The organism is Xanthomonas chitinilytica, assembly GCF_026107455.2.
GTDB lineage: Bacteria > Pseudomonadota > Gammaproteobacteria > Xanthomonadales > Xanthomonadaceae > Stenotrophomonas > Stenotrophomonas chitinilytica.
In genome coordinates, this window is the sequence record NZ_JAPCHY010000013.1 from 56,602 (window position 1) to 80,645 (window position 24,044).

The 24,044-nt window shown below is 70.1% G+C and carries 20 protein-coding genes; 5 read left to right on the top strand and 15 right to left on the bottom strand.

Annotated features, from left to right (window positions below; all coding sequences use genetic code 11):
* Positions 1-157 precede the first annotated feature (157 nt).
* The 3 genes from OK345_RS14510 to glnA form a co-directional block, all read right to left on the bottom strand.
* Entirely contained in the window at positions 158-1,549 is a 1,392-nt protein-coding gene (locus OK345_RS14510; protein WP_265128701.1) for an ammonium transporter, read from the bottom strand.
* Between the two features lie 19 nt (positions 1,550-1,568).
* Positions 1,569-1,907 carry a P-II family nitrogen regulator gene (locus OK345_RS14515; protein WP_265128702.1) on the bottom strand — a complete coding sequence of 113 codons (339 nt, stop codon included), beginning with the start codon at positions 1,905-1,907 and terminating at the stop codon, positions 1,569-1,571.
* A 368-nt stretch (positions 1,908-2,275) separates the two neighbouring features.
* Positions 2,276-3,685, bottom strand: a complete 1,410-nt coding sequence (gene glnA / locus OK345_RS14520) for a type I glutamate--ammonia ligase (protein WP_265128703.1) — start codon at positions 3,683-3,685, stop codon at positions 2,276-2,278.
* Positions 3,686-3,900: 215 nt separating this feature from the next.
* On the opposite strand from glnA, the gene OK345_RS14525 reads away from it, so the two are divergent.
* Positions 3,901-4,695: an undecaprenyl-diphosphate phosphatase gene (locus OK345_RS14525; protein WP_265128704.1), complete on the top strand. Its 795-nt coding sequence runs from the start codon at positions 3,901-3,903 to the stop codon at positions 4,693-4,695.
* Positions 4,696-4,768: 73 nt separating this feature from the next.
* On the top strand, positions 4,769-5,584 hold the full coding sequence (locus tag OK345_RS14530; protein ID WP_265128705.1) for an META and DUF4377 domain-containing protein: 816 nt from the start codon (positions 4,769-4,771) through the stop codon (positions 5,582-5,584).
* Between the two features lie 386 nt (positions 5,585-5,970).
* On the opposite strand, the gene OK345_RS14535 is transcribed toward OK345_RS14530, so the two are convergent.
* From OK345_RS14535 to OK345_RS14575, 9 genes are all read right to left on the bottom strand, one after another.
* Entirely contained in the window at positions 5,971-6,582 is a 612-nt protein-coding gene (locus OK345_RS14535; protein WP_265128706.1) for a YbhB/YbcL family Raf kinase inhibitor-like protein, read from the bottom strand.
* Positions 6,583-6,599: 17 nt separating this feature from the next.
* Positions 6,600-8,669, bottom strand: coding sequence for a tetratricopeptide repeat protein (locus tag OK345_RS14540; RefSeq protein ID WP_265128707.1), 2,070 nt, complete (start codon positions 8,667-8,669; stop codon positions 6,600-6,602).
* Positions 8,670-8,727: 58 nt separating this feature from the next.
* Entirely contained in the window at positions 8,728-9,717 is a 990-nt protein-coding gene (locus OK345_RS14545; RefSeq protein ID WP_265128756.1) for a YheT family hydrolase, read from the bottom strand.
* Positions 9,718-9,774: 57 nt separating this feature from the next.
* Positions 9,775-10,566 (bottom strand): lysophospholipid acyltransferase family protein, encoded by a 792-nt coding sequence (locus OK345_RS14550; protein WP_265128708.1) that lies wholly within the window; start codon positions 10,564-10,566, stop codon positions 9,775-9,777.
* A gap of 156 nt (positions 10,567-10,722) precedes the next feature.
* On the bottom strand, positions 10,723-11,160 hold the full coding sequence (locus tag OK345_RS14555) for a hotdog fold thioesterase (RefSeq protein ID WP_265128709.1): 438 nt from the start codon (positions 11,158-11,160) through the stop codon (positions 10,723-10,725).
* A 43-nt stretch (positions 11,161-11,203) separates the two neighbouring features.
* Entirely contained in the window at positions 11,204-13,171 is a 1,968-nt protein-coding gene (locus tag OK345_RS14560) for a phospholipase D family protein (RefSeq protein WP_265128710.1), read from the bottom strand.
* Positions 13,168-13,737 carry a YceI family protein gene (locus OK345_RS14565; RefSeq protein ID WP_265128711.1) on the bottom strand — a complete coding sequence of 190 codons (570 nt, stop codon included), beginning with the start codon at positions 13,735-13,737 and terminating at the stop codon, positions 13,168-13,170. Before OK345_RS14565 ends, OK345_RS14560 begins: the two co-directional genes overlap by 4 nt.
* A gap of 39 nt (positions 13,738-13,776) precedes the next feature.
* Complete coding sequence (locus OK345_RS14570) at positions 13,777-14,253, bottom strand: SixA phosphatase family protein (protein ID WP_265128712.1); 477 nt, start codon at positions 14,251-14,253, stop codon at positions 13,777-13,779.
* A gap of 18 nt (positions 14,254-14,271) precedes the next feature.
* Positions 14,272-14,904: a nucleotide-binding protein gene (locus OK345_RS14575; RefSeq protein ID WP_265128713.1), complete on the bottom strand. Its 633-nt coding sequence runs from the start codon at positions 14,902-14,904 to the stop codon at positions 14,272-14,274.
* A gap of 134 nt (positions 14,905-15,038) precedes the next feature.
* Here OK345_RS14575 and OK345_RS14580 point away from each other — a divergent pair, with 134 nt between their 5' ends.
* Positions 15,039-16,520 carry an AAA family ATPase gene (locus OK345_RS14580; RefSeq protein ID WP_265128714.1) on the top strand — a complete coding sequence of 494 codons (1,482 nt, stop codon included), beginning with the start codon at positions 15,039-15,041 and terminating at the stop codon, positions 16,518-16,520.
* Positions 16,521-16,736: 216 nt separating this feature from the next.
* Here OK345_RS14580 and OK345_RS14585 read toward each other — a convergent pair whose 3' ends face one another.
* From OK345_RS14585 to OK345_RS14595, 3 genes are all read right to left on the bottom strand, one after another.
* Positions 16,737-17,648, bottom strand: a complete 912-nt coding sequence (locus tag OK345_RS14585; protein ID WP_265128715.1) for a hypothetical protein — start codon at positions 17,646-17,648, stop codon at positions 16,737-16,739.
* A gap of 199 nt (positions 17,649-17,847) precedes the next feature.
* Complete coding sequence (locus OK345_RS14590) at positions 17,848-18,762, bottom strand: AEC family transporter (protein WP_265128716.1); 915 nt, start codon at positions 18,760-18,762, stop codon at positions 17,848-17,850.
* Between the two features lie 352 nt (positions 18,763-19,114).
* Positions 19,115-19,750, bottom strand: a complete 636-nt coding sequence (locus tag OK345_RS14595; protein ID WP_265128717.1) for a tetratricopeptide repeat protein — start codon at positions 19,748-19,750, stop codon at positions 19,115-19,117.
* A 169-nt stretch (positions 19,751-19,919) separates the two neighbouring features.
* On the opposite strand from OK345_RS14595, the gene OK345_RS14600 reads away from it, so the two are divergent.
* Together OK345_RS14600 and OK345_RS14605 are read left to right on the top strand one after the other, a co-directional pair.
* Complete coding sequence (locus tag OK345_RS14600) at positions 19,920-23,633, top strand: indolepyruvate ferredoxin oxidoreductase family protein (protein WP_265128718.1); 3,714 nt, start codon at positions 19,920-19,922, stop codon at positions 23,631-23,633.
* 148 nt (positions 23,634-23,781) lie between these two features.
* Complete coding sequence (locus OK345_RS14605; protein WP_265128719.1) at positions 23,782-24,042, top strand: helix-turn-helix domain-containing protein; 261 nt, start codon at positions 23,782-23,784, stop codon at positions 24,040-24,042.
* The last annotated feature ends 2 nt before the right edge of the window (positions 24,043-24,044 follow it).

A 24,044-nucleotide genomic window follows, 5' to 3' on the forward strand; every position in this document is an offset into this window, starting at 1 on the left:
ACGGCGCGGATGCGGAACGGGAGTGCATGCGGCGGGTCTCCTGCCGGGTGCCCCGGGCCTGCGCGGCCGCGGCGCCCGGCGCTACCGGCGAGCGGACCGGCCGCAACCTGCGGACCGGTCCTGCCCGGCGGCCACCGGGCCGCCGGGCGATGCGGGATCAGCTCTCGTAGGCCGATTCGCCGTGCGAGGTGATGTCCAAGCCCTCGCGCTCGGCCTCTTCGCTCACGCGCAGGCCGACCACGACCTTGGTGACCAGGATCGCGACCGCGGTCACCACCGCGCACCAGCCGATGGTGAACAGCACGCTGAAGGTCTGCGCCCAGACCTGCGCACCGATCGACATGTCGATGCCGGTACCGCCCAGCGAGGCATCGCTGAACACGCCGGTCAGCACCGCACCGACGATGCCGCCGATGGCATGCACGCCGAACACGTCGGCGGTGTCGTCCACCCGCAGCAGCTTCTTCAACCCGGTCACGCCCCACACGCAGATCGCGCCGGCGGCCAGGCCGATCACCAGTGCGCCCATCGGGCCGACGCTGCCGGCGGCCGGGGTGATGCCGACCAGGCCCGCCACCGCGCCGGACGCCGCGCCCAGCGCCGAGGGACGGCCGCGGGCGATCGCCTCGACCAGGCTCCAGGCCACCACGCCGGCGGACGTGGCCACCATCGTGTTGATCATCGCCAGCGACGCCGAGGCGTCGGCGGCCAGCGCCGAGCCGGCGTTGAAGCCGAACCAGCCGACCCACAGCAGCGAGGCGCCGATGAAGGTGAACGGCACGCTGTGCGGCTTCAGCGCCTCCTTGCCGTAGCCCAGGCGCTTGCCGACGAACCAGGCGGCGACCAGGCCGGCGACGCCGGCGTTGATGTGCACCACGGTGCCGCCGGCGAAGTCGATCACGCCCTTGTGCGCCAGGAAGCCCGCCTCGCCGCTCCACACCATGTGCACCATCGGCAGGTAGGAGAAGGTGACCCAGATCAGCGAGAACAGCAGCGCCGCGGTGAACTTGATGCGCTCGGCGAAGGCGCCGACGATCAGCGCGGTGGTGATGCCGGCGAAGGTCGACTGGAACACGATGAACAGGAATTCCGGCAGGCCATCGGCGTCGGTGTCGGCGGTGATGCCCTTGAGGAACGCCTTCTCGGTGAACGAGCCGAAGAACGCGTTGCCGTCGGTGAACGCGGCGCTGTAGCCGTAGCACACCCACAGGATGACCACGGCCGAGAACACCACCAGCACCTGCATCAGTACCGACAGCACGTTCTTGGCGCGCACCATGCCGCCGTAGAACAGCGCCAGGCCCGGCACCACCATCAGCAGCACCAGCAGGGTGGAGGTGAGCATCCACGCGACGTTGCCGCTGTCGAAGGCCGGCGCGGCGGTTTCCGCCGCCTCCGCCACTTGTTCCACCACCTCGGCCGCCGCGGCCGCGGTTTCCTGCGCCTGCGCCGCGCCGGGCAACACTCCGACGGCCAGCGCGCTGAGCAGCATCAACAGGCACACGCCATGAAACCGGGCTTGCCACCCGGTGAAAAATCGAGTCTTCATTGTGGGCTCCGAGTGGGGGTTAGAGCGCGTCTGCGCCGATTTCACCGGTGCGGATGCGGATGACCTGTTCGACCGCGGTGACGAAGATCTTGCCGTCGCCGATCTTGCCGGTGCCGGCGGCGGTGCGGATGGCTTCGACCACCGCGTCCAGACGCTCGTCGGTCACGGCGGTTTCGATCTTGATCTTGGGCAGGAAGTCGACGACGTATTCGGCGCCGCGGTACAGCTCGGTATGGCCCTTCTGCCGACCGAAGCCTTTCACTTCGGTCACGGTGATGCCCGACACGCCCGCTTCGGAGAGGGCCTCGCGGACCTCGTCGAGCTTGAACGGCCGGATGATGGCGGAGATCAGTTTCATGCGCATATCCCGATGGTGGATGGAACCGGCCGGCGATTGCCGGCCGGGCTCATGCCAACCGCGGCCGACGGCTCCGCGGTTGTCGCACCGAACGATCCATGGGTCCGCCACAGCCCCGGCGAGCGGCCGGGACTGCGGTGACGCGGGAGGGAGGGCTGGCCCATGGCGCGTCCGGTCTCTCTTGCCCCTGGTGTTGCCCCTTGCCGCCTGCCGTCACCGCGGCTCCCCAGCCGCGATGCGCACGCCCGTCGACCATGCCGGGTCGCGGGCGCGTGGCGACGCAGTCATCGCCGCGGTGCATCGATGCCACCGCAGCGCGCGGCGATGACGAAGGTGGGAGGGAGGTCCTTCGTCATCGCCGCGCTTGCTCAGTTGCCGTAGTACAGCTGGTACTCCAGCGGGTGGGTGGCCGCGCGGAACTTGGTCACCTCCTGCATCTTCAGCGCGATGTAGCCGTCGATGAAGTCGTCGCTCATCACGCCGCCGGCCTTGAGGAACTCGCGGTCCTTGTCCAGCGCTTCCAGCGCCTGGTCCAGGCTGGAGCACACCTGCGGGATCAGCTTCTCTTCTTCCGGCGGCAGGTCGTACAGGTCCTTGTCGGAAGGAGCGCCCGGGTCGATCTGGTTCTTGATGCCGTCCAGGCCGGCCATCATCAGCGCGGTGAAGGTCAGGTAGCCGGACTGCAGCGGATCGGGGAAGCGCATCTCGATGCGGCGCGCCTTCGGGTTGGAGACGTACGGGATGCGGCACGAGGCCGAGCGGTTGCGCGCCGAGTAGGCCAGCATCACCGGCGCCTCGAAGCCCGGCACCAGGCGCTTGTAGCTGTTGGTGCCGGAGTTGGCGAACGCGTTGATGGCGCGGGCGTGCTTGAAGATGCCGCCGATGTACCACAGCGCCAGCTGCGACAGGCCGCCGTAGCCGTCGCCGGAGAACAGGTTCACCCCGCCCTTGGACAGCGACTGGTGCACGTGCATGCCGCTGCCGTTGTCGCCGACGATCGGCTTGGGCATGAAGGTGACGGTCTTGCCGTTGCGGTGGGCGACGTTGCGGACGACGTACTTGGTCATCGCCAGTTCGTCGGCCTTCCTCACCAGCGAGTTGAACTTGGTGCCGATCTCGCACTGGCCGGCGGTGGCCACCTCGTGGTGGTGCACCTCCACCTCGATGCCCACCTGCTCGAGCACCTTGCACATTTCCGCGCGCAGGTCGTGCAGCGAGTCGGTCGGCGGCACCGGGAAGTAGCCGCCCTTCACGCCCGGGCGGTAGCCGCTGTTGGCGCCGTCGTACTTGGCGCCGCTGTTCCAGGCCGCCTCTTCGGATTCGACCTTGAAGAAGGTGTTGCCCATCTCGTTGGCGAAGCGGACCGAGTCGAAGATGAAGAATTCCGGCTCCGGGCCGAAGAACGCCTGGTCGGCGATGCCGCTGGACTTGAGGTAGGCCTCGGCGCGCTTGGCGATGCCGCGCGGGCAGCGGCCGTAGCCCTGCATGGTGGCCGGGTCGAGCACGTCGCAGGTGATGACCAGGGTCGGGTCGGCCATGAACGGATCGAGGTAGGCGGTGTCCGGATCCGGCAGCAGCACCATGTCCGACTCGTTGATGCCCTTCCAGCCGGCGATCGAGCTGCCGTCGAACATCTTGCCTTCCTCGAACAGCGACGGCTCGACGATGCGGGCCGGGAAGGTGACGTGCTGTTCCACGCCGCGCATATCGACGAATCGCAGGTCGACGAACTCGACCTGGTTGTCCTTGATCAGCTTCTCAACGTTTTCCACGGACATCGGGTGAACCTCGGAGGATGGTGATTGCGTGCGAGGTAGGGAGCAAACGTCATGCCAACTTCACGCAACCCGCAACCCATTGATTCGCCAAGGGAGCAGGGCAAATTCCCTGGAATCGCACGCACCTGTATGGTGCATTTCCATGCGGTCGCACCAGACAGGTGCGCGCAGCGATGCCTTATCCTTGCCACGCCCTCTTTCCGGCCCGCCGCCCGATGTCCGACCTGCTTTCCGCCCTGCTGCTGGGCATCCTCGAAGGCCTCACCGAATTCCTCCCCGTTTCCAGCACCGGCCACCTGCTGATCGCCCAGCACTGGCTGGGCGCGCGCTCGGACTTCTTCAACATCGTCATCCAGGCCGGCGCGATCCTGGCCATCACCCTGGTGTTCCGGCAGCGGCTGTGGTCGCTGGCCACCGGCCTGGACCAGCGCGACAACCGCGACTACGTGCTCAAGCTGGGCGTCGCCTTCCTGGTCACCGCGGTGGTCGGCCTCCCCGTCCGGCTGGCCGGCTGGGAGCTGCCGGAAACCGTCACCCCGGTGGCCTGGGCGCTGATCATCGGCGGCATCTGGATGCTGCTGGTGGAGGCCCATACCGCGCGCCTGCCCGACCGCGACCGGGTGACCTGGACGGTGGCCATCGGCGTGGGCCTGGCGCAGGTGGTGGCCGGCGTGTTCCCCGGCACCTCGCGCTCGGCCTCGGCGATCTTCCTGGCCATGCTGCTGGGGCTGAGCCGGCGCGGCGCGGCGACCGAATTCGTGTTCCTGGTCGGCATCCCGACCATGTTCGCCGCCAGCGGCTACGCCTTCCTGGAACTGGCCAGGGACGGCGGGCTGGCCAGCGAGAACTGGACGGACGTGGCGGTGGCCTTCGTTGCCGCGGTCGTCACCGGCTTCGTCGTAGTGAAGTGGCTGCTGGGCTACATCAAGTCGCACCGTTTCACCGCGTTCGCGTTCTACCGCATCGCGCTGGGCGCGGCGCTGCTGCTGTGGTTGCCGGCCAGCAACTGAACGGCGCCACCGCCGCCGCAACCCCGTTCCCGACGCTCCGCCGTTTTTCCCCCGGTTCCCCAAGGAGATCCGCATGAACCGCAAGCTCACCCTGCTGCTTCCGCTGGCGCTGCTGGCCGCCGCATGCAGCAACACCCCCGCCCCCAGCGCTGGCGACGATGACCACGCCCCGGCGCCGGCCGCCACGCAACCGGCCCTCGCCGACCTGGACGCACAGCACCTGGAGGGCCAGTACTGGCGCCTGTCCGAGGCCGCCGATGCGGACGGCAAGCGCCTGGAGGCCCTGTTCGTGGAAGGCCAGCCGCCACTGAGCCTGACGTTCCGCGGCGACCGTTTCGGCCTGTTGAACCTGTGCAACAGCGCCAGCGGCCGTTACGCGCTGAAGGACGGCGAGATCACCTTCGAACAGCCGATGCAGACCCTGATCGGCTGCATGGACGCGCGCGGCGAACAGGAAGAAGCCGCCAAGCGCGTGCTGGTCGGCACCTCCAAGGTGGAGCTGGCCGGCGACGGTCCGCTCACCCTGCGCAACGCACGGGGCGACGTGCTGGTATTCGCTCCCGAGCCCACCGCCGAAACCCGCTACGGCGGCGAAGGCGAAACCGTGTTCATCGAGGTCGCCGCGCAGACCAAGCCCTGCCCGCACCCGTTGATCGGCGACAAGCAATGCCTGCAGACCCGCCAGCTCCGCTACGACGACAACGGCATCAAGCAGGGCAGCGACGGCGCCTTCGAGCACTTCTACGACGACATCGAGGGCTACAGCCACGAGGACGGCGTGCGCAACGTGCTGCGGGTCAAGCGCTACACCATCGCCAATCCGCCGGCCGATGGCTCGTCCAACGCCTGGGTGCTGGACATGGTGGTGGAATCGGAAACGGTGAAGTAACGAGGCCGCCCGGCACGGGCTGCGGCCCCGTGCCGCGCATGCGCTGCGCCGGGGCGGCCGATGCGCCGGCAGCCGGTCTGGATCAAGGACCGGCCGCCGCCGGCCGCGCATGCTGGATGCTCCCGCCACGGGGCCCGTCCGCGGCCCCCAGCCCCGCTTTCGACAGGTTCTTCGCCCATCTGCGGGAGGGACAGGGCCTTGCTGCGGTCCGGAAAGCTCGCGACTGACGTCGCTCCTACCGTGGGAGCGACGTCAGTCGCGAGCTTTCCGGATCAGGTCTCTGGAATGTATTCCCCCCGCAGATGGGCGAAGAGCCTTTTGATACCCACCTGTTCGACGCCCGCGACATCGCCCGCGCGCAGGCGCGGGCGAACCGGCCGGACGGCTCAACCCAGCGCGGGGTTGAGCGTATAGGTGCCGTGGATGCCCGCCTCGGCCAGCACATGGCCCTGCATCGCCCGGTGCACGTCGGCGGCGGTGAAGCGCGGCGGCAGCTCCAGCCTGTCCACGTCCAGCGCGAACAACCGGAAGAAATAGCGGTGCAGGCGCTCGTCGTTGAACGGCGGGTACGGGCCGTCGTAACCGAGGTAGTCGCCGGCCATGTCCGGGTTGCCGGCGAACCAGCCGGTGTAGTCGTTGCTGCCCTGGCGCGAACCGGCCGGGCCGGCCGGCTGCTGCTTGCCGCGTACGGTGAAGCCGTCGCTGCAGCTGCCGGCGGCGATCTCGCGCACGTCGCCGGGAATGTCGACCATCACCCAGTGCGAGAAGTCGCAGCGCGGCTGGTCGCGCGGGATGGTCACGTCGTCGCGACCCACCAGTTCCGGCACGGTCGGCACGTCCGGGTCCACGCACAGCAGCGCGAACGAGCGGGTGCCTTCCGGCACCGCGCTCCAGGCCAGCTGCGGATTGCGGTTGCCGGCAAAGCCGTTGGCGTCGCCGGCGGCGAAGGCGGCCGCGATCGGCTGCCCGTTCTGGAAACTCTGGCTGCTCAGTTCCATCGATGCTCTCCTGCGGATCAGACTTCGGGATAACCCAGCCGCACGGCCACCGGCGCCAGCCGCGAGAACGGCATCGCCAGCACCTGCGCAAAGTGGCGCCAGCGCCCGGAAGCCAGGCGCGGCAGGCCGACCGAGGGCGGCACCTGCACGGTGAAGCCGAGCGCCTGGCCCACGGCCTGGGCCACCGCCTGCGGATCGCTTTCGATGCCGTCCAGGCGCACCAGCCGGTGCGGGTACAGGTCCTGCTCGTGCAGCACCGCCACCTGCGCCAGCACGCCGGCCAGCCAGTTGGCCGCGTCGTTGACCGAGGTCACCGCCAGCGGCATCGGCGCACCGTAGGCCAGCCAGTCCAGCAGCATGTCGCGCGGGTCGCGCAGCGCGATCAGCAGCCGGCCTTCGGGCAGCTGCGGACGCAGCGCCTGCAGCAGGGTGTTGTCCCACCACAGCAGCCAGTCGATCATGTTGTCGTTGTCCAGGCCGCGGGCGGGCATGCGCTCGCGCCACTGCGCCACCAGCGTGGCCGGCTCCAGCGTGCCGGACGCCAGCGCATCGACCGTGGTGTATTTCTGGAAGGCATCGTCCGGCGGATTCGGGCCGAAGCGGTCGGCACGGAAGCGCGGGCTGACGCCCAGCACCGCCGCCACCCGTTCGACGCCGGCACCGGGGGCGCCCCACAGCAGCAGCGGCCGGGTCTGCATCTGCTCGCCGACCTCGGCCAGCGGCGGCCATTCCTGCGCCGCTTGTCCCTGCGGCGGCAGCGGCAAGCGGTTGGGCGCCTGCTCGCGGTGGAACGCCAGCCAGCTGCTGACCGCCTCGGACTGGCACCCGGCGCGGTCCTGTACCAGCCCCAGCCACTGCTGCAGTTCCGGCCGCACCTGCTCCGGCGCGGCCTCGATCAGCTTCTCCACATGCTTGACCGCGGCCGGCGGGTCGCGCAGCAGCAGCGCATCGACGATGCGCTGTTCGCCGCTGATGCGGCCCGGCTCCAGCGCGACGATGCGCCGCGCCACCGCTTCGGCGGCGGCGGGGTCGTCGCGCATGTCGCTGATGCGCATCTGCGCTTCCAGCGCCGGCAGGTGCTCGGGCATCGCCGCCACCCAGCGTTCGATCACCGCCAGCGCCTGTTCGCTGCCGACCGGCTCCACCGCCAGCCGCGCCAGCCACAGCTCGTGCACGTCGGTCGTGGTCGCCAGCGCCGCATCCAGGGTGCCGCGGGCATCGTCGGCCGCGCCCAGGCGCTCCCAGGCGATCAACGCGGCCTGCAGGCTGCGGCGATCCTCCGGCGCTGCCGCCAGTACCGGCCGCAGATGCTCCAGCGCTTCGGCCGGACGCCCGGCCTGCAGCTGGAACTCGCCGGCCAGCCGCCGCATCGCCGGGACGTCGCCGGCCGGATCGGCCAGCACGTGGCCCATCGCCTCGATGGCTTCTTCGATGTGGCCCTGGCGCTGCGCCAGCTGCGCGACCAGCGCCCACAGCGTGGTCGCGGCCACCGGCGCCAGTTCGATCACGCGGCGGAAGGCGCGCTCGGCGAAGGCCAGGTGCTGCTTGTGCAGGTAGGCGAAGCCGAGCGCGTACAGCACGCGCGGGTCGTCGGGCAGCTGCTCGCTGGCCGCCGACAGCAGCGCCAGCGCACGGTCGGCATCGCCGCGGCGCAGCGCCAGCAGGCCGTCGATGGTGGCCAGCTGGGCATGGTCGGGTTCGAGCCGGGCGGCGGTGCGGCTGAGCCGCTCGGCCTCCTCCAGGTCGCCGCGGGCCAGCGCCAGGTGCGCCTGCATCAGGTAGGCGCTGAACTGGTTGGGGTCCAGCTCGGTGCTGCGCGCCAGCGCCGAATCGGCGTCCTGCAGCTGGCGTGCGGCCAGCAGCAGGCCGGCGCGCTGCAGGTGCAGGTCGGCGTCTTCCGGGGCCAGCGCCAGCGCCTGCTCGAGGCTGGCCAGTGCCGCCGGGTGCTGGCCCTGCTGCTGCAATGCCAGCGCCAGCCAGCGATGCGCCTGCGGCAGCTGCGGTTCCGTCTCGACCCACTGGCGGGCCAGCGTCACGGCGTCTTCGGCTGCATTGCGACGCAGGGCTTCGATGATCTTGTCTTGCATGGCGGTCCGGCTTCAGGGCAAACCGGCATTGTAGCCGCCGCACCGGGGAGTGCCGGCGTCAGCGCGCGACCACCGCCGCCAGCCGCTCGGCCACCCAGCGCTCGGCGAAACCGTCGCCGCGGGCGTTCTCCAGGAAGCCGCAGTGCCCGCCCCAGGGCGCGATCTCCAGCCGCGCATCGTCCGGCAGGCGCCAATTCTCGAAGGTGGCGAACGGGATCACCGGATCGTCCTGCGCCATCAGGATGTCGGCCGGCACCTGCAGGCCGGCCAGGCGTTCGCCGGCGATCGAATAGCCGTCGAAGTAGGCCTGCAGCGATTCGAACTCGGTGTGCCGCTCGACCAGCCAGCCGGTCAGCGCGCGGATGTCGAGCCTGAGCACCGCGTCGTCGCACTCGGCCAGTTCCGGGAACAGCTCGCGCTTGCGCCGCAGCGAGCCGGCCCACTTGCGGCGGAAATACCAGTCGTACATCGCCGGCCCGCGCTCGATGCTGTCCATCGTCACCGCCGGGTCCAGCACCGGGCATACCGAGGCCACCTTCTGCAGCGGCACCCCGGCGGCCGGCGCGCGCAGCGCCAGCCGCAGCGCGAAGTTGCCGCCCAGCGAATAGCCGGCCGCCAGCAGCGGCAACTGCGGGAAGCGCCGGGCCACGTCGCCGGCGGCATGCACCACTTCGTCGATGCGGTTGGAGTGGAAGATGCCGGGGTTGAGGTGGTGGGTATCGCCATGGTCGCGGAAGTTCAGCCGCACCACGTCGAAGCCGCGCGCCAGCATCTGCGCCGCGGTCATGCGCATGTAGCTGGATTCGGCGCTGCCTTCCCAGCCGTGCAGCAGCAGTGCCATGCCCCGCGGGTCGCGGCCGTCGACGCGGCTGTGCCAGCCCTGCAGGCGCACGCCGTCGCCGCCGTCCAGGATCAGTTCGGAAGTGATCGCGCCGCTATCGGCCAGCAGGCGTTCGCCGCGGCGCCGGCGCACCGCGCTGGAACCCAGCATCGACTGCAGGTGCGGATTGCGCAGCCAGCGCGGCGGGCGGTAGTCGGCGGCGGTCAGCATGGGCGGCATGCTCCGCGCGCGGTTCGGGCGAGGGCGTGAAGAACCGCCATCGCCTCACCCGCCGGTCATGGCGGCGACGATGCGCGCGCGCGAGGTCTCGGCGATACGGCGGCGGCCTTCCAGATCGTGGCTGGCGATCGGCTCGAGAAAATGCACTTCGGCACGGCGGGCCGGCTCGCCCAGCAGGCGCAGGAAGTTGCCGAAGAAGCTTTCGCCGGGGCCGAACGCGACCACGGTCTGGGCGGCGCCGCGTTCGCCGTAGCGCAGCGCCACCGGCTGCACCGGCACCCCGGCCTCGACCGCGGCCTGGAAGATCCGCGCATGGAACGGGCCGACCTCGTGGCCGCCGCGGGTGCGGCCTTCCGGGAACACCCCTACCGCCTTGCCTTCGCGCAGGCGCACCAGCATCTCCTGCAGCACCCCGCCCAGCGATTCGGTGCTGCCGCGCTGGTGGAAGATGGTCTGTCCGCGCGCGGCCAGCCAGCCGACCACCGGCCAGCCGGCGATCTCGCGCTTGGCGACGAAGCCCATCATCTTCTGGCTGTGCAGCATCTCGATGTCGACCCAGCTGACATGGTTGGCGACGAACAGCACCGCCCCGTCCAGCGGCCGGCCGTAGCGGTGCAGGCGGAAGCCGAAGATCCACATCAGTCCGCCGGACCAGCAGCGCACCGCGCGGTACTCCAGCCGTTCGCCGGCCACGCGCATTCCGCCCCACGGCGGCAGCATCGCCAGCAGGGTCAACGGCAGGAACAGCAGGAGGTGGATCAGCAACAGCGGAACGCGGTACAGGTAGCGGAACACACGCGCCACGCCGCCACGGGAGGCGGGAGAGGGGGAAGTCATCCGCGCACGATACCGGATGCTCCGCCTTGCCGGCTAGCGGCGCGATGATGCCGTCCCGGCGTCATCGCCAGCCGGCGCGCAAGGCACCATGCCGGTGCCGTCGCCGGCCATGCCCGCACGGCACGAAGGGCCGCCCGGCCGGCGCCCAGGCGGAGCTCAGCTGCCCACCGCCAGCGGCACCACGGCCAGGGTCAGGCGCGAGACGCAGACCGGCTTGCCGGCTTCGTTCTCGATGCCGATCTCCCACACCTGGGTGCTGCGGCCCACGTGCAGCGCGCGCGCGGTGCCCACGACCACGCCGGCGCGCACCGCACGCAGGTGGTTGGCATTGATCTCCAGTCCCACGCAGACGTGGCTGGCCGGGTCCACGCACAGGTTGCCGGCGCTGCTGCCCAGGGTCTCGGCCAGCACCACCGAGGCGCCGCCATGCAGCAGGCCGTAGGGCTGCCGGGTGCGCGCATCCACCGGCATCGTCGCCCGCAGCCAGTCGTCGCCGGCACCGGTGAAGACGATGCCCAGGTGCTCGATCAGGGTGCCGCGGCCGAGCGCGTTGAGCGAATCGATATCGACGGGCTGGCGGAAGACCTGGGACATGGCGGGAACTCGCAGGAAAAAAGGAGGGCGGGGCGGACGGCGGCTAGAGGATCGGCACCAGGCCGGCGCCGAACGCGGTCAGCATCCGCACCAGCAGCCACTTGGGGCCGAGGTTGACCTCGGGGAAATCGCCGACCGCGGTGTAGCACTTGAAGAAACCCGGATCCTGCCGCCGCAGCGGCTCGGGGCAGTCCTCGCCGGGCTGGAATTCGTAGTCGGTGGCGTAGCGCCACGGCCAGAAGTCCAGCACCGGCAGCGCTTCGGAGGCTTTGCCGACGCTGTAGTTCAGGCCCGACAGCACCGGTGGCTTCTGCCGCGGCGCCACCGTCCACGAGTTCTCCGGGGCGATGTCGCGCTCGATGCTGCGCGCCAGCGCCTCGGCGAAGGCCGGGTCGTCGATGACCACCATGCCCTCGGTGTTGTAGTTCTCGCTGCGCGGGTCGAAGTTGTGGGTGCCGATCACGCCGACCCGCCGGTCCACCACCAGCGACTTGGCGTGCAGGCCCATGCGCGCGCCCTTGCGCGTCACCGGCAGCGGCCGGTTGACCGCCTTGCTGCCCAGGAACGAAGGCCGGGTCTCGGTGCGCAGCACGTCGCGCTCGACCTCGCTGCCGCCGGGCCGGCGCCCGCTGCCGCTGCCATGGGCGTTGCTGCCGGCCGCGCTGCCGCCGATCAGCCGGTTGCGCCTGCCGTCGCCGCCGCCCTCGGCGGCCAGCGGCGCCGGCAGCAGGTTGGCGTAGTCCACCGGCGCGTCCAGCGGGAACGGTTTGTATTCGTAGATGTTGAAGCCCAGCTCGCGCATGTTGCGGCGCTTGTACTTGTAGGACAGCGCGTAGACGATCGGGTTGTCGGTGGCGGCCAGGCTGTTGGTCGACACCACCACCCGCGGCGGCTCGGGGCGCTGGCGCAGGTCGCGGAACAGCTGCTGGGCGGCCTTGGACAACACCAGGTACGGGGTCTGCAGCAGCACTTCCTGCTCGGCGCCGGCGATCAGCGCATCCAGCCGCAGTTCCATGTCCTGCGATCCGGCCGGCACCGCCGAGCGGTCGCGCCGGTGCTTGCGCGGCGGGTCGGCGATGTAGTTGACCGAGCGCACCGGCAGCGCGGTATCGACGAACGCGCGCTCGACGAACGCGCTGTCGCTGGCCTCGGCGCTGACCCGCTCGATCCGCTCCGGGCGCAGGAACGCCGGTGCCGGCAGCGCCGGTACGCCCTCGCGCAGCAGGACCCGGCCAACGTCGTTCAGGCGCTCGGCCGGCACGCTGCGCCGCGCCTCCCAGAACGCGTCGAAGCTGGCGGCCATCTGCCGCACCTCCGGCCCGGCCACCACCACGTCGCGGTCGCGGAAGTTGTATTCGCTGTCCCAGTCGTAATAGTCGTCCTGGTAGTTGCGCCCGCCGACCACGCCCAGCGCGTCGTCGATCACCAGCAGCTTGTTGTGCATGCGCTGGTTGAAGCGGCGGAAGCAGCACAGCACGCTGCCGGCGTAGTCGAAGTAGTTCAGCCGCGCCTTGCCGAAGGTGGGGTTGTACACGCGCAACGCGAAGTTCTCGTGGGCGCCGGCCAGCGCGCCGAGGATCTGCAGGTCCGAGATCGCCGACAGCTGGTCGATCAGCACCCGCACCCGCACCCCGCGGCGGGCGGCGGCCAGCAGTTCGTCGATGACCAGCCGCGCGCTGTCGTCCTTGTCGAAGATGTAGGTCTGCAGGTCGATGCTGCGGGTGGCGCTGCGGATCAGGTTCAGCCGCGCCACCAGCGACAGCTCGCCCTCGTCGAGGATGGTGGCGTAGTGCTGCGGCGCCGTTTCCGTGGATTCGGCGAAGGCGCGGCCGCCGAGCGCGCGCAGCGGCGAATCCAGCGCGCAGCGGTCCGGCTGCCGGCAGTCGACCGCGCTGTCGCGCGCCTGCACGGCGATGGCCGTGGCGCGGTCGCGCTCGATATTGGACAGCGACGCGCAGCCACTGCCCAGCACCAGCATCGCCAGTACCAGCAAACGCAACAACGGATTCACGGTGTCGGCGCCCCGCTCAGGCGTCCACGCAATACAAAAGTCACTCGATCACTCAGGGCTATTTGCCAGCCGTCCATGCCATAGCGCCCTCGCAGGACGGTACCGCGGCTGATCACGTCGCAATCATAGCCGGGACGGGCGCATTGCGGCGGCATCACCCGCAGCGTCTCGCGGTGGCTGATACCGCGCAGGGTCAAGGTGCCCTCGAGGTCGCCACCGCGCTCCACCAGTCCCGGCACATAGGGCAGCGAGTCGAATTCCACCACCGGATAGCGGCGCACGTCGAAGAAGTCCTCGCCGCGCATCCAGGCGGTATAGCGCGGCTTGTCGGGGATTTCGACGTATTCGCTGAACATCCGCAACCGCACCTGGTGGCGGCCGTCGGGCAACACCTCGATGCGGCCCTCGAAATGCGGGAACAGGCCTTCGATCCGCTGGCCGAAGCGGGTACGGATCTCGAAGCCGAAGCGCGAATGCGCCGGGTCCAGCGGGTAGTGCGACTGCGCGCCGGCCGGCGCCAATGCCAGCAGCAGGACCAGCAGCAGCCCGCCTCGGATCGCGGACATGGGACCGGGACGCGCCCTAGCCGGCAACCGGTGGCATGGCTACGGCCACCAGAAGGCGGTCAGGCGCGCGATCCCCGGCTCGATGGCCGCGGTCATCGGCAATGCGAGCAGCGCCACCGAGGCGGTGGGCATGCCGCGGTAGTCGCCGGTCTGGCCGCTGTGCATCAACGCCGCCAGCCGCTCCAGGCCGGGGTTGTGGCCCACCAGCAGCAGCCGTTCGACCTCGCGGTGGTCGTCCACCAGCGCCGCCAGGGTGCCCGGGGTGGCGTCGTAGATGCGCCCCTCCAGCCGTTGTTCGACGTAGCCGGTCAGCTCCAGCACCGCCTCCAGGGTCTCGCGCGCGCGCCGTGCCGGCGAGCACAGCACCCGGTCCGGTATCAGCCGCTGCTCCATCAGCCAGCGGCCGGCGGCCTCGGCTTCGGCCAGTCCGTGCGGGGACAGCGGCCGGTCGATATCGGCCTGGCCGGTATCGGCCGGTTCGGCATGGGCATGGCGCAGCAGGATCAGTTCACGCATGGTCGGCTTCTACTCCTGTCAGGCTTTCTTGAGCCATTTGAGCAACGGTTCCCAGTCCTGCTGGTGCTCGCGCACCTGGGCCGAGTGGTAGTCGAACAGGCTGCGGCCCAGCCCCACCATCACCACGTAGCCCTGGCTGTCGCGCAGCTGCGCCACCACCTCGTAGGGCCATTGCGACAGCATCTGCTGCGCCTGCTGCGAGGTCTGGGTCCAGGCCTTGGTGCGGTTGAGCACCAGCCCCACCGGCAGCTTGCGCGAATGCACCCGCGGCACCTTGGACAGGCTGTTGAGGAAGCCGACGATGGCCTCGATGTCCAGCGCCGAGGGCAACACCGGCACCACCACCGCGTCGGCAACGTCGAGGAAAGAGCCCAGATCGTCGGCATAGGCGCCGGCCGGGGCATCGATGATCACCCGCTCGGTGCCGCCGGGCAGCTGCTTCTCCCAGGACCGCTTGCGGTACGCATCGATCGGCAATACCGCGCTGGCCAGCACCGAGCGGCGCTGCGCCCAGCGCGTGCTGGACCCCTGTGGATCGGCATCGGCCAGCACCGTCGCCTTGCCCTCGAGCGCCGAATGCGCCGCCAGATGGGTGGCGATGGTGGTCTTGCCCACACCGCCCTTGGAACCGGCCACCAGGATCGTCTTCATGCACGCCTCGTTTCCGCGGGAACGGTCGCAGCGTACACCGCGCCGCGCCGCAACAGGTAGCCGGCGGTGCCGCGCCCCCTGCCGGGAGCCGCAGCGGCTTTGCTATCGTGGCGCCCCCACGCGATGGAACAGCCATGAGCGAACTGCAGGACCTGACCGCGCTGATCCGCGCCAACACGCCGCTGATCGTGGTCGAGACCCAGGACGAGGCGCGCATCATCGAGCTGTTCCGGCAGGCGTTGATGCACGTATGGCGCGCGCTCTACCGCTGGTCGATCACCGAGGGCCTGCGCCGCATCGACATGGACCGCGAGGACGATGCCGTCGGCCCGCCCGATGCCAGCGCCGCGCTGCGCATGATCCAGGAGGCCGACCAGCGCGGCATCTACCTGTTGCTCGACTTCCATCCCTACCTGGGCTACGCCAGCCACCAGCGGCTGTTGCGCGACCTGATCCAGCGCCGCCACAGCCAGCCGCACGTGCTGGTGCTGGTCGGCGCCAAGGTCGAGCTGCCGGCCGAGCTGGAAGCGCTGGCCACCCGCTTCAACCCGCGCCTGCCCGACGCCAACGCGCTGCTGAAGATGCTGCGCGAGGAAGCGGCCGGCTATGCCCGCGAGCATGGCGGCAAGCGCGTGGAGGTGGACAGCGAGGCGGTGCAGCAGATCCTGCGAAACCTGCAGGGCCTGAGCCTGACCGACGCCCGCCGCATCGCCCGCCAGTTGATCTACGCCGACGGCGCGCTGGGCCAGGACGACCTGCCGCAGCTGGCGAAGCTGAAGTTCGAGCTGCTCAACCGCAGCGGCCACCTGCACTACGAATACGACAGCGCGCGCTTCGGCGACGTGGCCGGCGCCAACCGGCTCAAGCGCTGGATCAACCAGCGCCGCGCGGTGTTCGTCTCCGGCAACGCCCCGCCCGGGCTGGACCCGCCCAAGGGCATGCTGCTGCTGGGCGTGCAGGGTTGCGGCAAGTCGATGCTGGCCAAGGCCACCGCCGCCGGCTTCGGCGTGCCGCTGCTGCGGCTGGACTTCGGCACGCTGTACAACAAATACCACGGCGAGACCGAGAAGAACCTGCGCGACGCGCTGGCCTCGGCCGAGCAGCTGGCGCCGTGCGTGCTGTGGATCGACGAGATCGAGAAGGGCCTGGCCAGCGGCGGCGAGGACGGCGGCGTCTCGCGCCGGGTGCTGGGCTACCTGCTGACCTGGATGGCCGAGCGCAAGGGCGCGGTGTTCATCGTCGCCACCGCCAACCAGGTGCACGAGCTGCCGGCCGAACTGCTACGCAAGGGCCGCTTCGACGAGATCTTCTTCGTCGACCTGCCCTCGCCCGACACCCGGGTGGAACTGCTGCGGCTGCACCTGGGCAAGCGCGGGCTCAATGCCGACGACTTCGCGCTGCCGGCGCTGGCGGCGGCCGGCGACGGCTTTTCCGGCGCCGAGATCGAGCAGGCGGTGGTCGCCGGGCTGTACGCCGCCCACGCCGAGCAACGGCCGCTGGATACCGAGCTGCTGATGGCCGAGATCCGCACCACCCGCCCGCTGTCGGTGCTGATGGCCGAGCAGGTCCACGCCCTGCGCGACTGGGCGCGCGAACGCACGGTGCCGGCGGAGTGACCCGCGACGGCGCGACGGCATGGCCACGCGCAGCGTTTCCGATACCGGGTGGGACGCGTCCACGCCGGAAGCGTGTCCGCCAGCAGCGCCTCGCAACCGGCCCGAAACGTCGGCTGCGTGGTGGGTCGGGCCACGACTGGCGGATCTGCCGCTGGAATCGCCCGGCGTGGAGCGGATCGGGACCGCCGCGATAACGGCGGCAAGCTGCTGGCTGCCTTATCCCGCCGGCGGCGACCAGTCGGCGGCCGGCTTGGGGGCGATGCCATGCTGCGCCAGCAGCTGCCGCATCGCCCCGACTTCCCCGGCTTCGGCCACCCACTGCAGGTAACCCGGTGGCACGGCCTGCCGCTGCAGGATCGCCAGTGTCTGCTGGGTGAGCCATTGCAGCTCGCGTTGCCGGTGCAGCCACCGCGCCTGCCCGGCCTCGTCGGCGGCAAGCCCGATCATCTTGTTGGTGCCCAGCCTAGACCCCAGCAACGAACCGCTTTCAGCCATCAGCCCGAATACTGCGCGGCATTGCCGCGCCAGTACCGGGTCGTCGTCCATGCGCGAGTCCGGGCAGGCGTCCAGTGCCGTCTTCAGCCCGGGGTTCCAGTGGGCGGCGGCGATGGCGAACAGGTGAACCTGCAGGACACCTTGCGGCGTGGCCGGGTCCTCACCCTGCTTCAGGGCAACGGCCAGCTCCGGCGTCATCGGCGGCAGTTCGACATCGGCAGTGGCCGCATTCAGCAGCGCCAACACTTCGCTGAAGCCGTCCCCATAGCGGGTCGCGCGCGCCGCAGCCTGCCAGGCCTGGTCGGCCAGTTCCGTCCGCATGTGGCGCTGGCCATAGACCATCAGCTGCAGCTGTGCGGCCAGGTCTGCCTGTGCCGCCTCCTGCAGGGTACGCACTGCCTCCGAGGCATCACACGGGTCCGCCGAAAGGCACCGGGCCACCGCCGCCCGGGCGAGCAGCGGATTGTCCGCTCCCCGCCGCAACGCAGCGTCCAACCACTCCTGCCGCCAGCCATCCAGTTCCGCGGTGCGCTCGTCGTCCGCGTCCTGCAGCGCCACCGGCACCAGCAGCGCCGCGGCATAGAGCTGGCGCGGATCGCCGCTGGCGGCCAGCCGCTGCAGATGCGTCGCCATGGCCTGCCGGTACCCCTGCTGCCACGCGCGCTCCTGCGCTTCGATGCTCGGTGCGGAAGGCGTTGGCGCGGCAGGTGCCGCAAGGGCACTACCCGCCAGCATCGCCCATGCACATCCCAGTATCCGGATCCGGGTCATCGCATTCATCCTTGCTGCCGTTGGAGGGTCGACTCTGCCACAGGCGCCGACCGGCTTCCAATCAGCTCAGCCGCTGCAACACCCACATCCACGCCGGCAACGTCACCAGCGACAGCAGGATGCCGTAGCCGACCAGCGCGGCCGCCAGCCGTGGCGCCAGCCGGTGCGAGATCGCCAGCGCCGCGGCCGTGACCATGGTCGGCATCGCCGATTCGAGCACGTTGGCCTGCAGCATCTCGCCCTGCAGCCCGAACATCCACGACAGCGGCAACGCCAGCGCCGGCATCAGCACCAGCTTCAGCAGCAGGCCCACGCCCAGCGGCGCCAGCTCCTCGCGCGGCAGCCGCAACTGGATCGACAGCCCCACCGCCAGCATCACCAGCGGCAGCATCGCGTCGGACAGGCTCTTGAGCGCCGCGCCGATCCAGTGCGGCGGCTGTTCCGGCATCACCGCCAGCGCGAACACCAGCGCCCACAGCGGCGGGAAGCGGGCGATGCGCGCTCCCATCTGGCGCACGTTCGGAGGGGTGTCGCCGCTGTAGCGGGCCAGCACGTACAGGCCGAAGGTGGACAGCAGCACGAAGGTGCCGAACTGGTCGTACACCACCGCGTACGGCAGGGCGTGGTCGCCCAGCAGCGCGCGCACCATCGGGTAGCCGATGAAGCTGGAATTGCACAGCGCCACGCACAGCAGCAGCACTGCATGCACCTGCCGGCTGAAGCCGAGCAGGCGCGTGGCCAGGCTCACCAGCGCCAGCGTGGCCAGCATCAGCAGCCACGGCGTGGCCACCAGCCCGATCAGCGCCACGTCCAGCCGCAACCGCGGCACGTAAATGAGCACTGCCGCCGGCAGGCAGACGTACAGCACCACCTTGTTGAGCACCTCGGCGGCGCTGTCGGGCAGCGCGCGCAGGCGGGCGAACAGCATGCCCAGCGCGAGCATGGCCAGGATCAGCGCGAAGGCATCAAATGCCATGGGTGGCCGCTGCCGGTTTCCAAGGTGTCGCAGGATGTGGCCGAAGCATCCGGGTGCCGGGACGAACGCAGGTCCGGGGCCGGCTGCACCGGGCGGACGGCGCGGGGTGCCGGCGACGGGCGGCCGCACTGACATCGGCGTGTAACCGGGCGGCGCCATCCTGTGCGCGGACCCTGGGGACGGGCGACTTGCCGCCTTCGGGTCGGCGCATGCAGGGCCGGGACGGGGTCAACGCGGGGATGGAACGAGCGGTCACGCCCTGATTGTGCGCCGCAACACGACGGCCGGCAAGGCGCCGGCCGGGTCATGAACAGGTCGCCGGAACGACTCCGGTCCCGGCTTTGCCCGCCGCTTAGGGCCAGGCCGGCGGATCGGCCGACCAGGCCTGCAGGACTTCGGCCAGGGCCGCGCGATCCTGCTCGCGCCAGGTCGGCAACAGCTGCGGGTAGTTGTCGGCATTGCGCCACAGTTGCGGCTCGGTACGCACCGCCGCCGCGTACCACTGCACGGCCTCGGCCTTGCGGCCCAAGGTCCACAGCGCCAGCGCATAGGTCGGCGGAACCCATCCGGGGTTGCCGCGCATGCTGGCCTGGACCATCTTCCACTGCTCCAGCGCCGCCTCGGGCTCGCCCAGCCGGTACAGGTCCCACGCATAGTTCCAGCGCGCCGCGCGCCCCACCACCGTGCTCGCCGGCCCGGCGGCAATGGCTTCCTGGTGCAGGGTCCTGCCGAGGTCGCCCCGCCCCTGGGCCACGGCCAGGCTGGCCAGCTGCGAGGTCGCTTCGATCGCCTTGCGGCCGCGCTCGCGCTGCTTCATCAGCTGGTCTACCAGCCCGTCGCCTTCGCCCTGGATCGCGACCAGCGGTGCGGCCGCGCTGTCGCTGTCGAAATAGAACTCTTCGATCTTCGGCAGGCTTTGCGCCTGTGCCCCGAAAGCGCCCAGACCAGCCAACAGCAATACGCCGGCCAATACATATCTTACTGCCATGAACTTTTCCCCCTTGGGTTCTGCCGCAGTGCCTCCCGTCACAGATCGTAACCGCTCGCCGCCCGCGGGGCGAGCAAACAGGGGCCTTGAGGCCCCGCTGCTACAATCCGCCCCCTCCGCGCGCCCGGGTCTGCCGGCAGCGCTGCCAGCCGACTTTTCCGGGCCAGCCATGACCAGCACCGCCGAACTCACCTCCCCCTCCTCCGCCAACACGCCATCGATCGGGGTCAGGGACAACGACTACACCCTGGAGCACAAGTACACCCGCACCGACGGCCGCATCTACCTGAGCGGGGTCCAGGCGCTGGTGCGGCTGCCGCTGATGCAGCGGCTGCGCGACCAGGCCGAGGGCATCGACAGCGCCGGCTTCGTCAGCGGCTACCGCGGCAGCCCGCTGGGCGGCTTCGACCTGGAGCTGTGGCGCGCGCGCAGGCACCTGGAAGCGGCGCAGGTGAAGTTCGTCCCCGGCCTGAACGAGGACCTGGGCGCGACCATGGTCTGGGGCACCCAGCAGACCAACCTGTTCCCCGGGGCAAAGGTCGATGGCGTGTTCGGCATGTGGTACGGCAAGGGTCCGGGCGTGGACCGCTGCGGCGACGTGTTCAAGCACGCCAACGCCGCCGGCACCTCCAGGCACGGCGGCGTGCTGGCGCTGGCCGCCGACGACCACGCCTGCCGCAGCTCGACCCTGCCGCATGGGTCGGAAGACGAATTCGTCAGCGCGATGATGCCGGTGCTGAACCCGGCCGGGGTGCAGGACATCCTCGACCTGGGCCTGGTCGGCTGGGCGATGAGCCGCTACACCGGGCGCTGGATCGGCTTCAAGACGATCGCCGAGACGGTGGAGTCCTCGGCCTCGGTGGACGTGGACCCGTTCGCACGCCGGATCGTGCTGCCCGAAGACTTCGAGATGCCGCCGGCCGGCCTCAACATCCGCTGGCCGGACCCGCCGCTGGAGCAGGAGATGCGCCTGCACCGCTATGCGGTCAAGGCCGCGCAGGCGTTCGCCCGCGCCAACGGCATCGACCGCGTGGTGCTGGACTCGCCGCGCGCGCGGCTGGGCATCGTCACCACCGGCAAGAGCTACCTGGACGTGCTGCAGGCGCTGGAATACCTGGGCCTGGACGAGCAGGCCTGCGCCGACATCGGCATCCGCGTGTACAAGGTCGGCATGACCTGGCCGCTGGAGCCGGTGGGCATCGCCAACTTCGCGCGCGGACTGGAAGACATCGTGGTGGTGGAGGAGAAGCGCGCCTTCATCGAGCGGCAGATGAAGGAGCAGTTCTACAACTGGCCGGCCAGCGCCGGTCCGCGCCCATCCATCGTCGGCAAGTACGACGAGGCCGGCGAATGGATCCTGCCCTCCACCGGCGAACTGACCCCGGCCACCATCGCCGGCGTGATCGGCCGCCGCATCCAGCGTTTCTTCAGCAACGAATCGATCGAGCAGCGGCTGCGCTGGATGGACGAGAAGGAAGCCGAGCTGGCATTGCCGCGCGCCAGCTTCCCGCGGGTGCCGCACTACTGCTCCGGCTGCCCGCACAACACCTCGACCAAGGTGCCCGACGGCTCGCGCGCGCTGGCCGGCATCGGCTGCCACTACATGGTGACGTGGATGGACCGCAGCACCGACACCTTCACCCACATGGGCGGCGAAGGCGTCACCTGGGCCGGGCAGGCGGCGTTCACCGACACCGAGCACGTGTTCCAGAACCTGGGCGACGGCACCTACTTCCACAGCGGTTCGCTGGCGATCCGCCAGGCGATCGCCGCCGGGGTCAACATCACCTACAAGATCCTCTACAACGACGCGGTGGCGATGACCGGCGGCCAGCCGGTGGACGGTACCCTGAGCGTGCCGCAGATCGCCCAGCAGATGCGCGCCGAGGGCGTGTACACGATCGTGCTGGTGTCCGACGACATCGGCAAATGGACCGCGCAACGCCACCTGTTCCCGTCCGACGTCGAATTCCACGACCGCGCCGAGCTGGAGGCCGTGCAGAAGCAGCTGCGCAAGGTGAAGGGCACCAGCATCCTGATCTACGAGCAGACCTGCGCCACCGAGAAGCGCCGCCGCCGCAAGCGCGGCAAGCTGATCGACCCGCCCAAGCGCACCATGATCAACTCGCTGGTGTGCGAGGGCTGCGGCGACTGCGGCGAGAAGAGCTTCTGCGTGTCGGTGCTGCCGAAGGAGACCGAGTTCGGCCGCAAGCGCGAGATCGACCAGTCCAACTGCAACAAGGACTTCACCTGCACCACCGGGTTCTGCCCGAGCTTCGTCACCGTGCACGGCGGCAAGCCACGCAAGGGCCGCCGCAGCGACGCCGCCAGCCTGCTCGACGACCTGCCGGCGCCGCAGTTCCGCAGCGCGCTGGAGCAGCCCTGGAACATCCTGATCACCGGCGTCGGCGGCACCGGCGTGGTCACCATCGGCGCGCTGCTGGGCATGGCCGGGCACCTGGAAGGCAAGGGCGCGACCGTGCTCGACCAGACCGGCCTGGCGCAGAAGGGCGGCGCGGTCACCACCCACATCCGCATCGCGCGCACGCCCGCCGACATCCATGCCGTGCGCATCGCCGCCGGCGAGGCCGACCTGGTGCTGGGTTGCGACATGGTGGTGGTCAACGACTACTGGGCGCTGTCCAAGGTGCGCGGCGAACGCTCGCAGGTGGTGCTCAACACCTACCAGGCCATGCCCGGCACCTTCACCATGCACCCGGACATGCAGTTCCCGGCCGCCGACATCGTCGCCGGCGTGCGCAAGGCGCTGGGCGGGCGCGAACCGCTGCTGCTCGACGCCACCCAGCTGGCCACCGCGCTGCTGGGCGACGCCATCGCCGCCAACCTGTTCATCCTCGGCTACGCCTGGCAGCAGGGACTGGTGCCGGTCTCGTTCGAGGCGCTGATGCGCGCGGTCGAGCTCAACGGCGCCGCCATCGAGATGAACAAGCAGGCATTCGCCTGGGGCCGGCTGGCCGCGATCGATCCGCAGGCGGTGCAGCAGGCCGCCGGGCTGGTCCACAACGTCCCCACCGATGCCGAAAGCACCCCCGGCCCGTTGCGCGACCTGCCGCCCGGCGAGTGGGAGGGCCACGAATGGGGCGCCAACACCGCGCCGCGCGATACCGGCGACGAGCGCGAGCTGCGTGGCCTGCCCGATGCCGGCAGCCGCCACGAGGGCGACGTCGCCTTCCTGCCGCTGGACGACGCGCGCCTGTCGCGCTCGCTGGACGAACTGGTCGCGCGCCGCGCCGCGTTCCTCACCGGCTACCAGGACGCCGCCTATGCCGAGCGCTACCGCGCGCTGGTGGCGAAGGTGCGCGAGGCCGAGCAGCGCCATGCCCCCGGCTGCACCGCGCTCACCGAGGCGGTGGCGCGCTACTACTTCAAGCTGCTGGCCTACAAGGACGAGTACGAAGTGGCGCGGCTGTATACCAGCGGCGAATTCCAGCGCCGCCTGCAGCAGCAGTTCGAGGGCGACTACACCCTGCGCTTCCACCTGGCGCCGCCGCTGTTCGCCAAAAAGGACGAACAGGGCCGGCTGCTCAAGAAGGAATACGGCCCGTGGGTGCTCAAGGCGTTCGGGCTGCTGGCCAGGCTGAAGTTCCTGCGCGGCGGCCGCTTCGACGTCTTCGGCTACACCGTCGAGCGCCGCGGCGAACGCCAGCTGATCGCCGACTACGAGCGGACCGTGCAGCTGCTGCTGGAGGGCCTGTCCGGCGAGCGGCTGTCGCTGGCGGTGGAGATCGCCAGCATTCCCGAGCACATCCGCGGCTACGGCCACGTCAAGGAAAAGCACCTGCACGCCGCCAAGGCCCGCGAGGCGGCCCTGCTGGCGCAATGGCGCAACCCGAAGGCGCTGCATATCGTGCAGGCGGCGTGATGCCTTGCAAGCAGATTGCGGCCAAGAGCAACCTATAGGTTGCACTCCCAGAATGCAAGTCATAGGTTGCATTTCGGAAATGCAATCTATAGTGTGCATTTCCAGCATGCAACGTATACATTGCGGAGCGTCAAGAGAGGGATTCGGTATGGAAAGCGCCACCTACACCGTCCGCACCCCGCAACAGCTGGCACCGCTGATGCGCGCATTCCGCAAGCAGGCCGGACTCAGCCAGGCACAACTGGCCGAACAACTGGGCATCTCGCGCCAGGCGATAACCGCGCTGGAGCGCGAGCCCGAAGCCGCTACCTTCGAGAGGCTGATGAAGGTATGGGCCGTCCTCGGCCTGGAAGTCTCCCTGCGGCACAACGGACATGACACCGCAGCCGCCACCCCGCTGGAGTGGTAGCC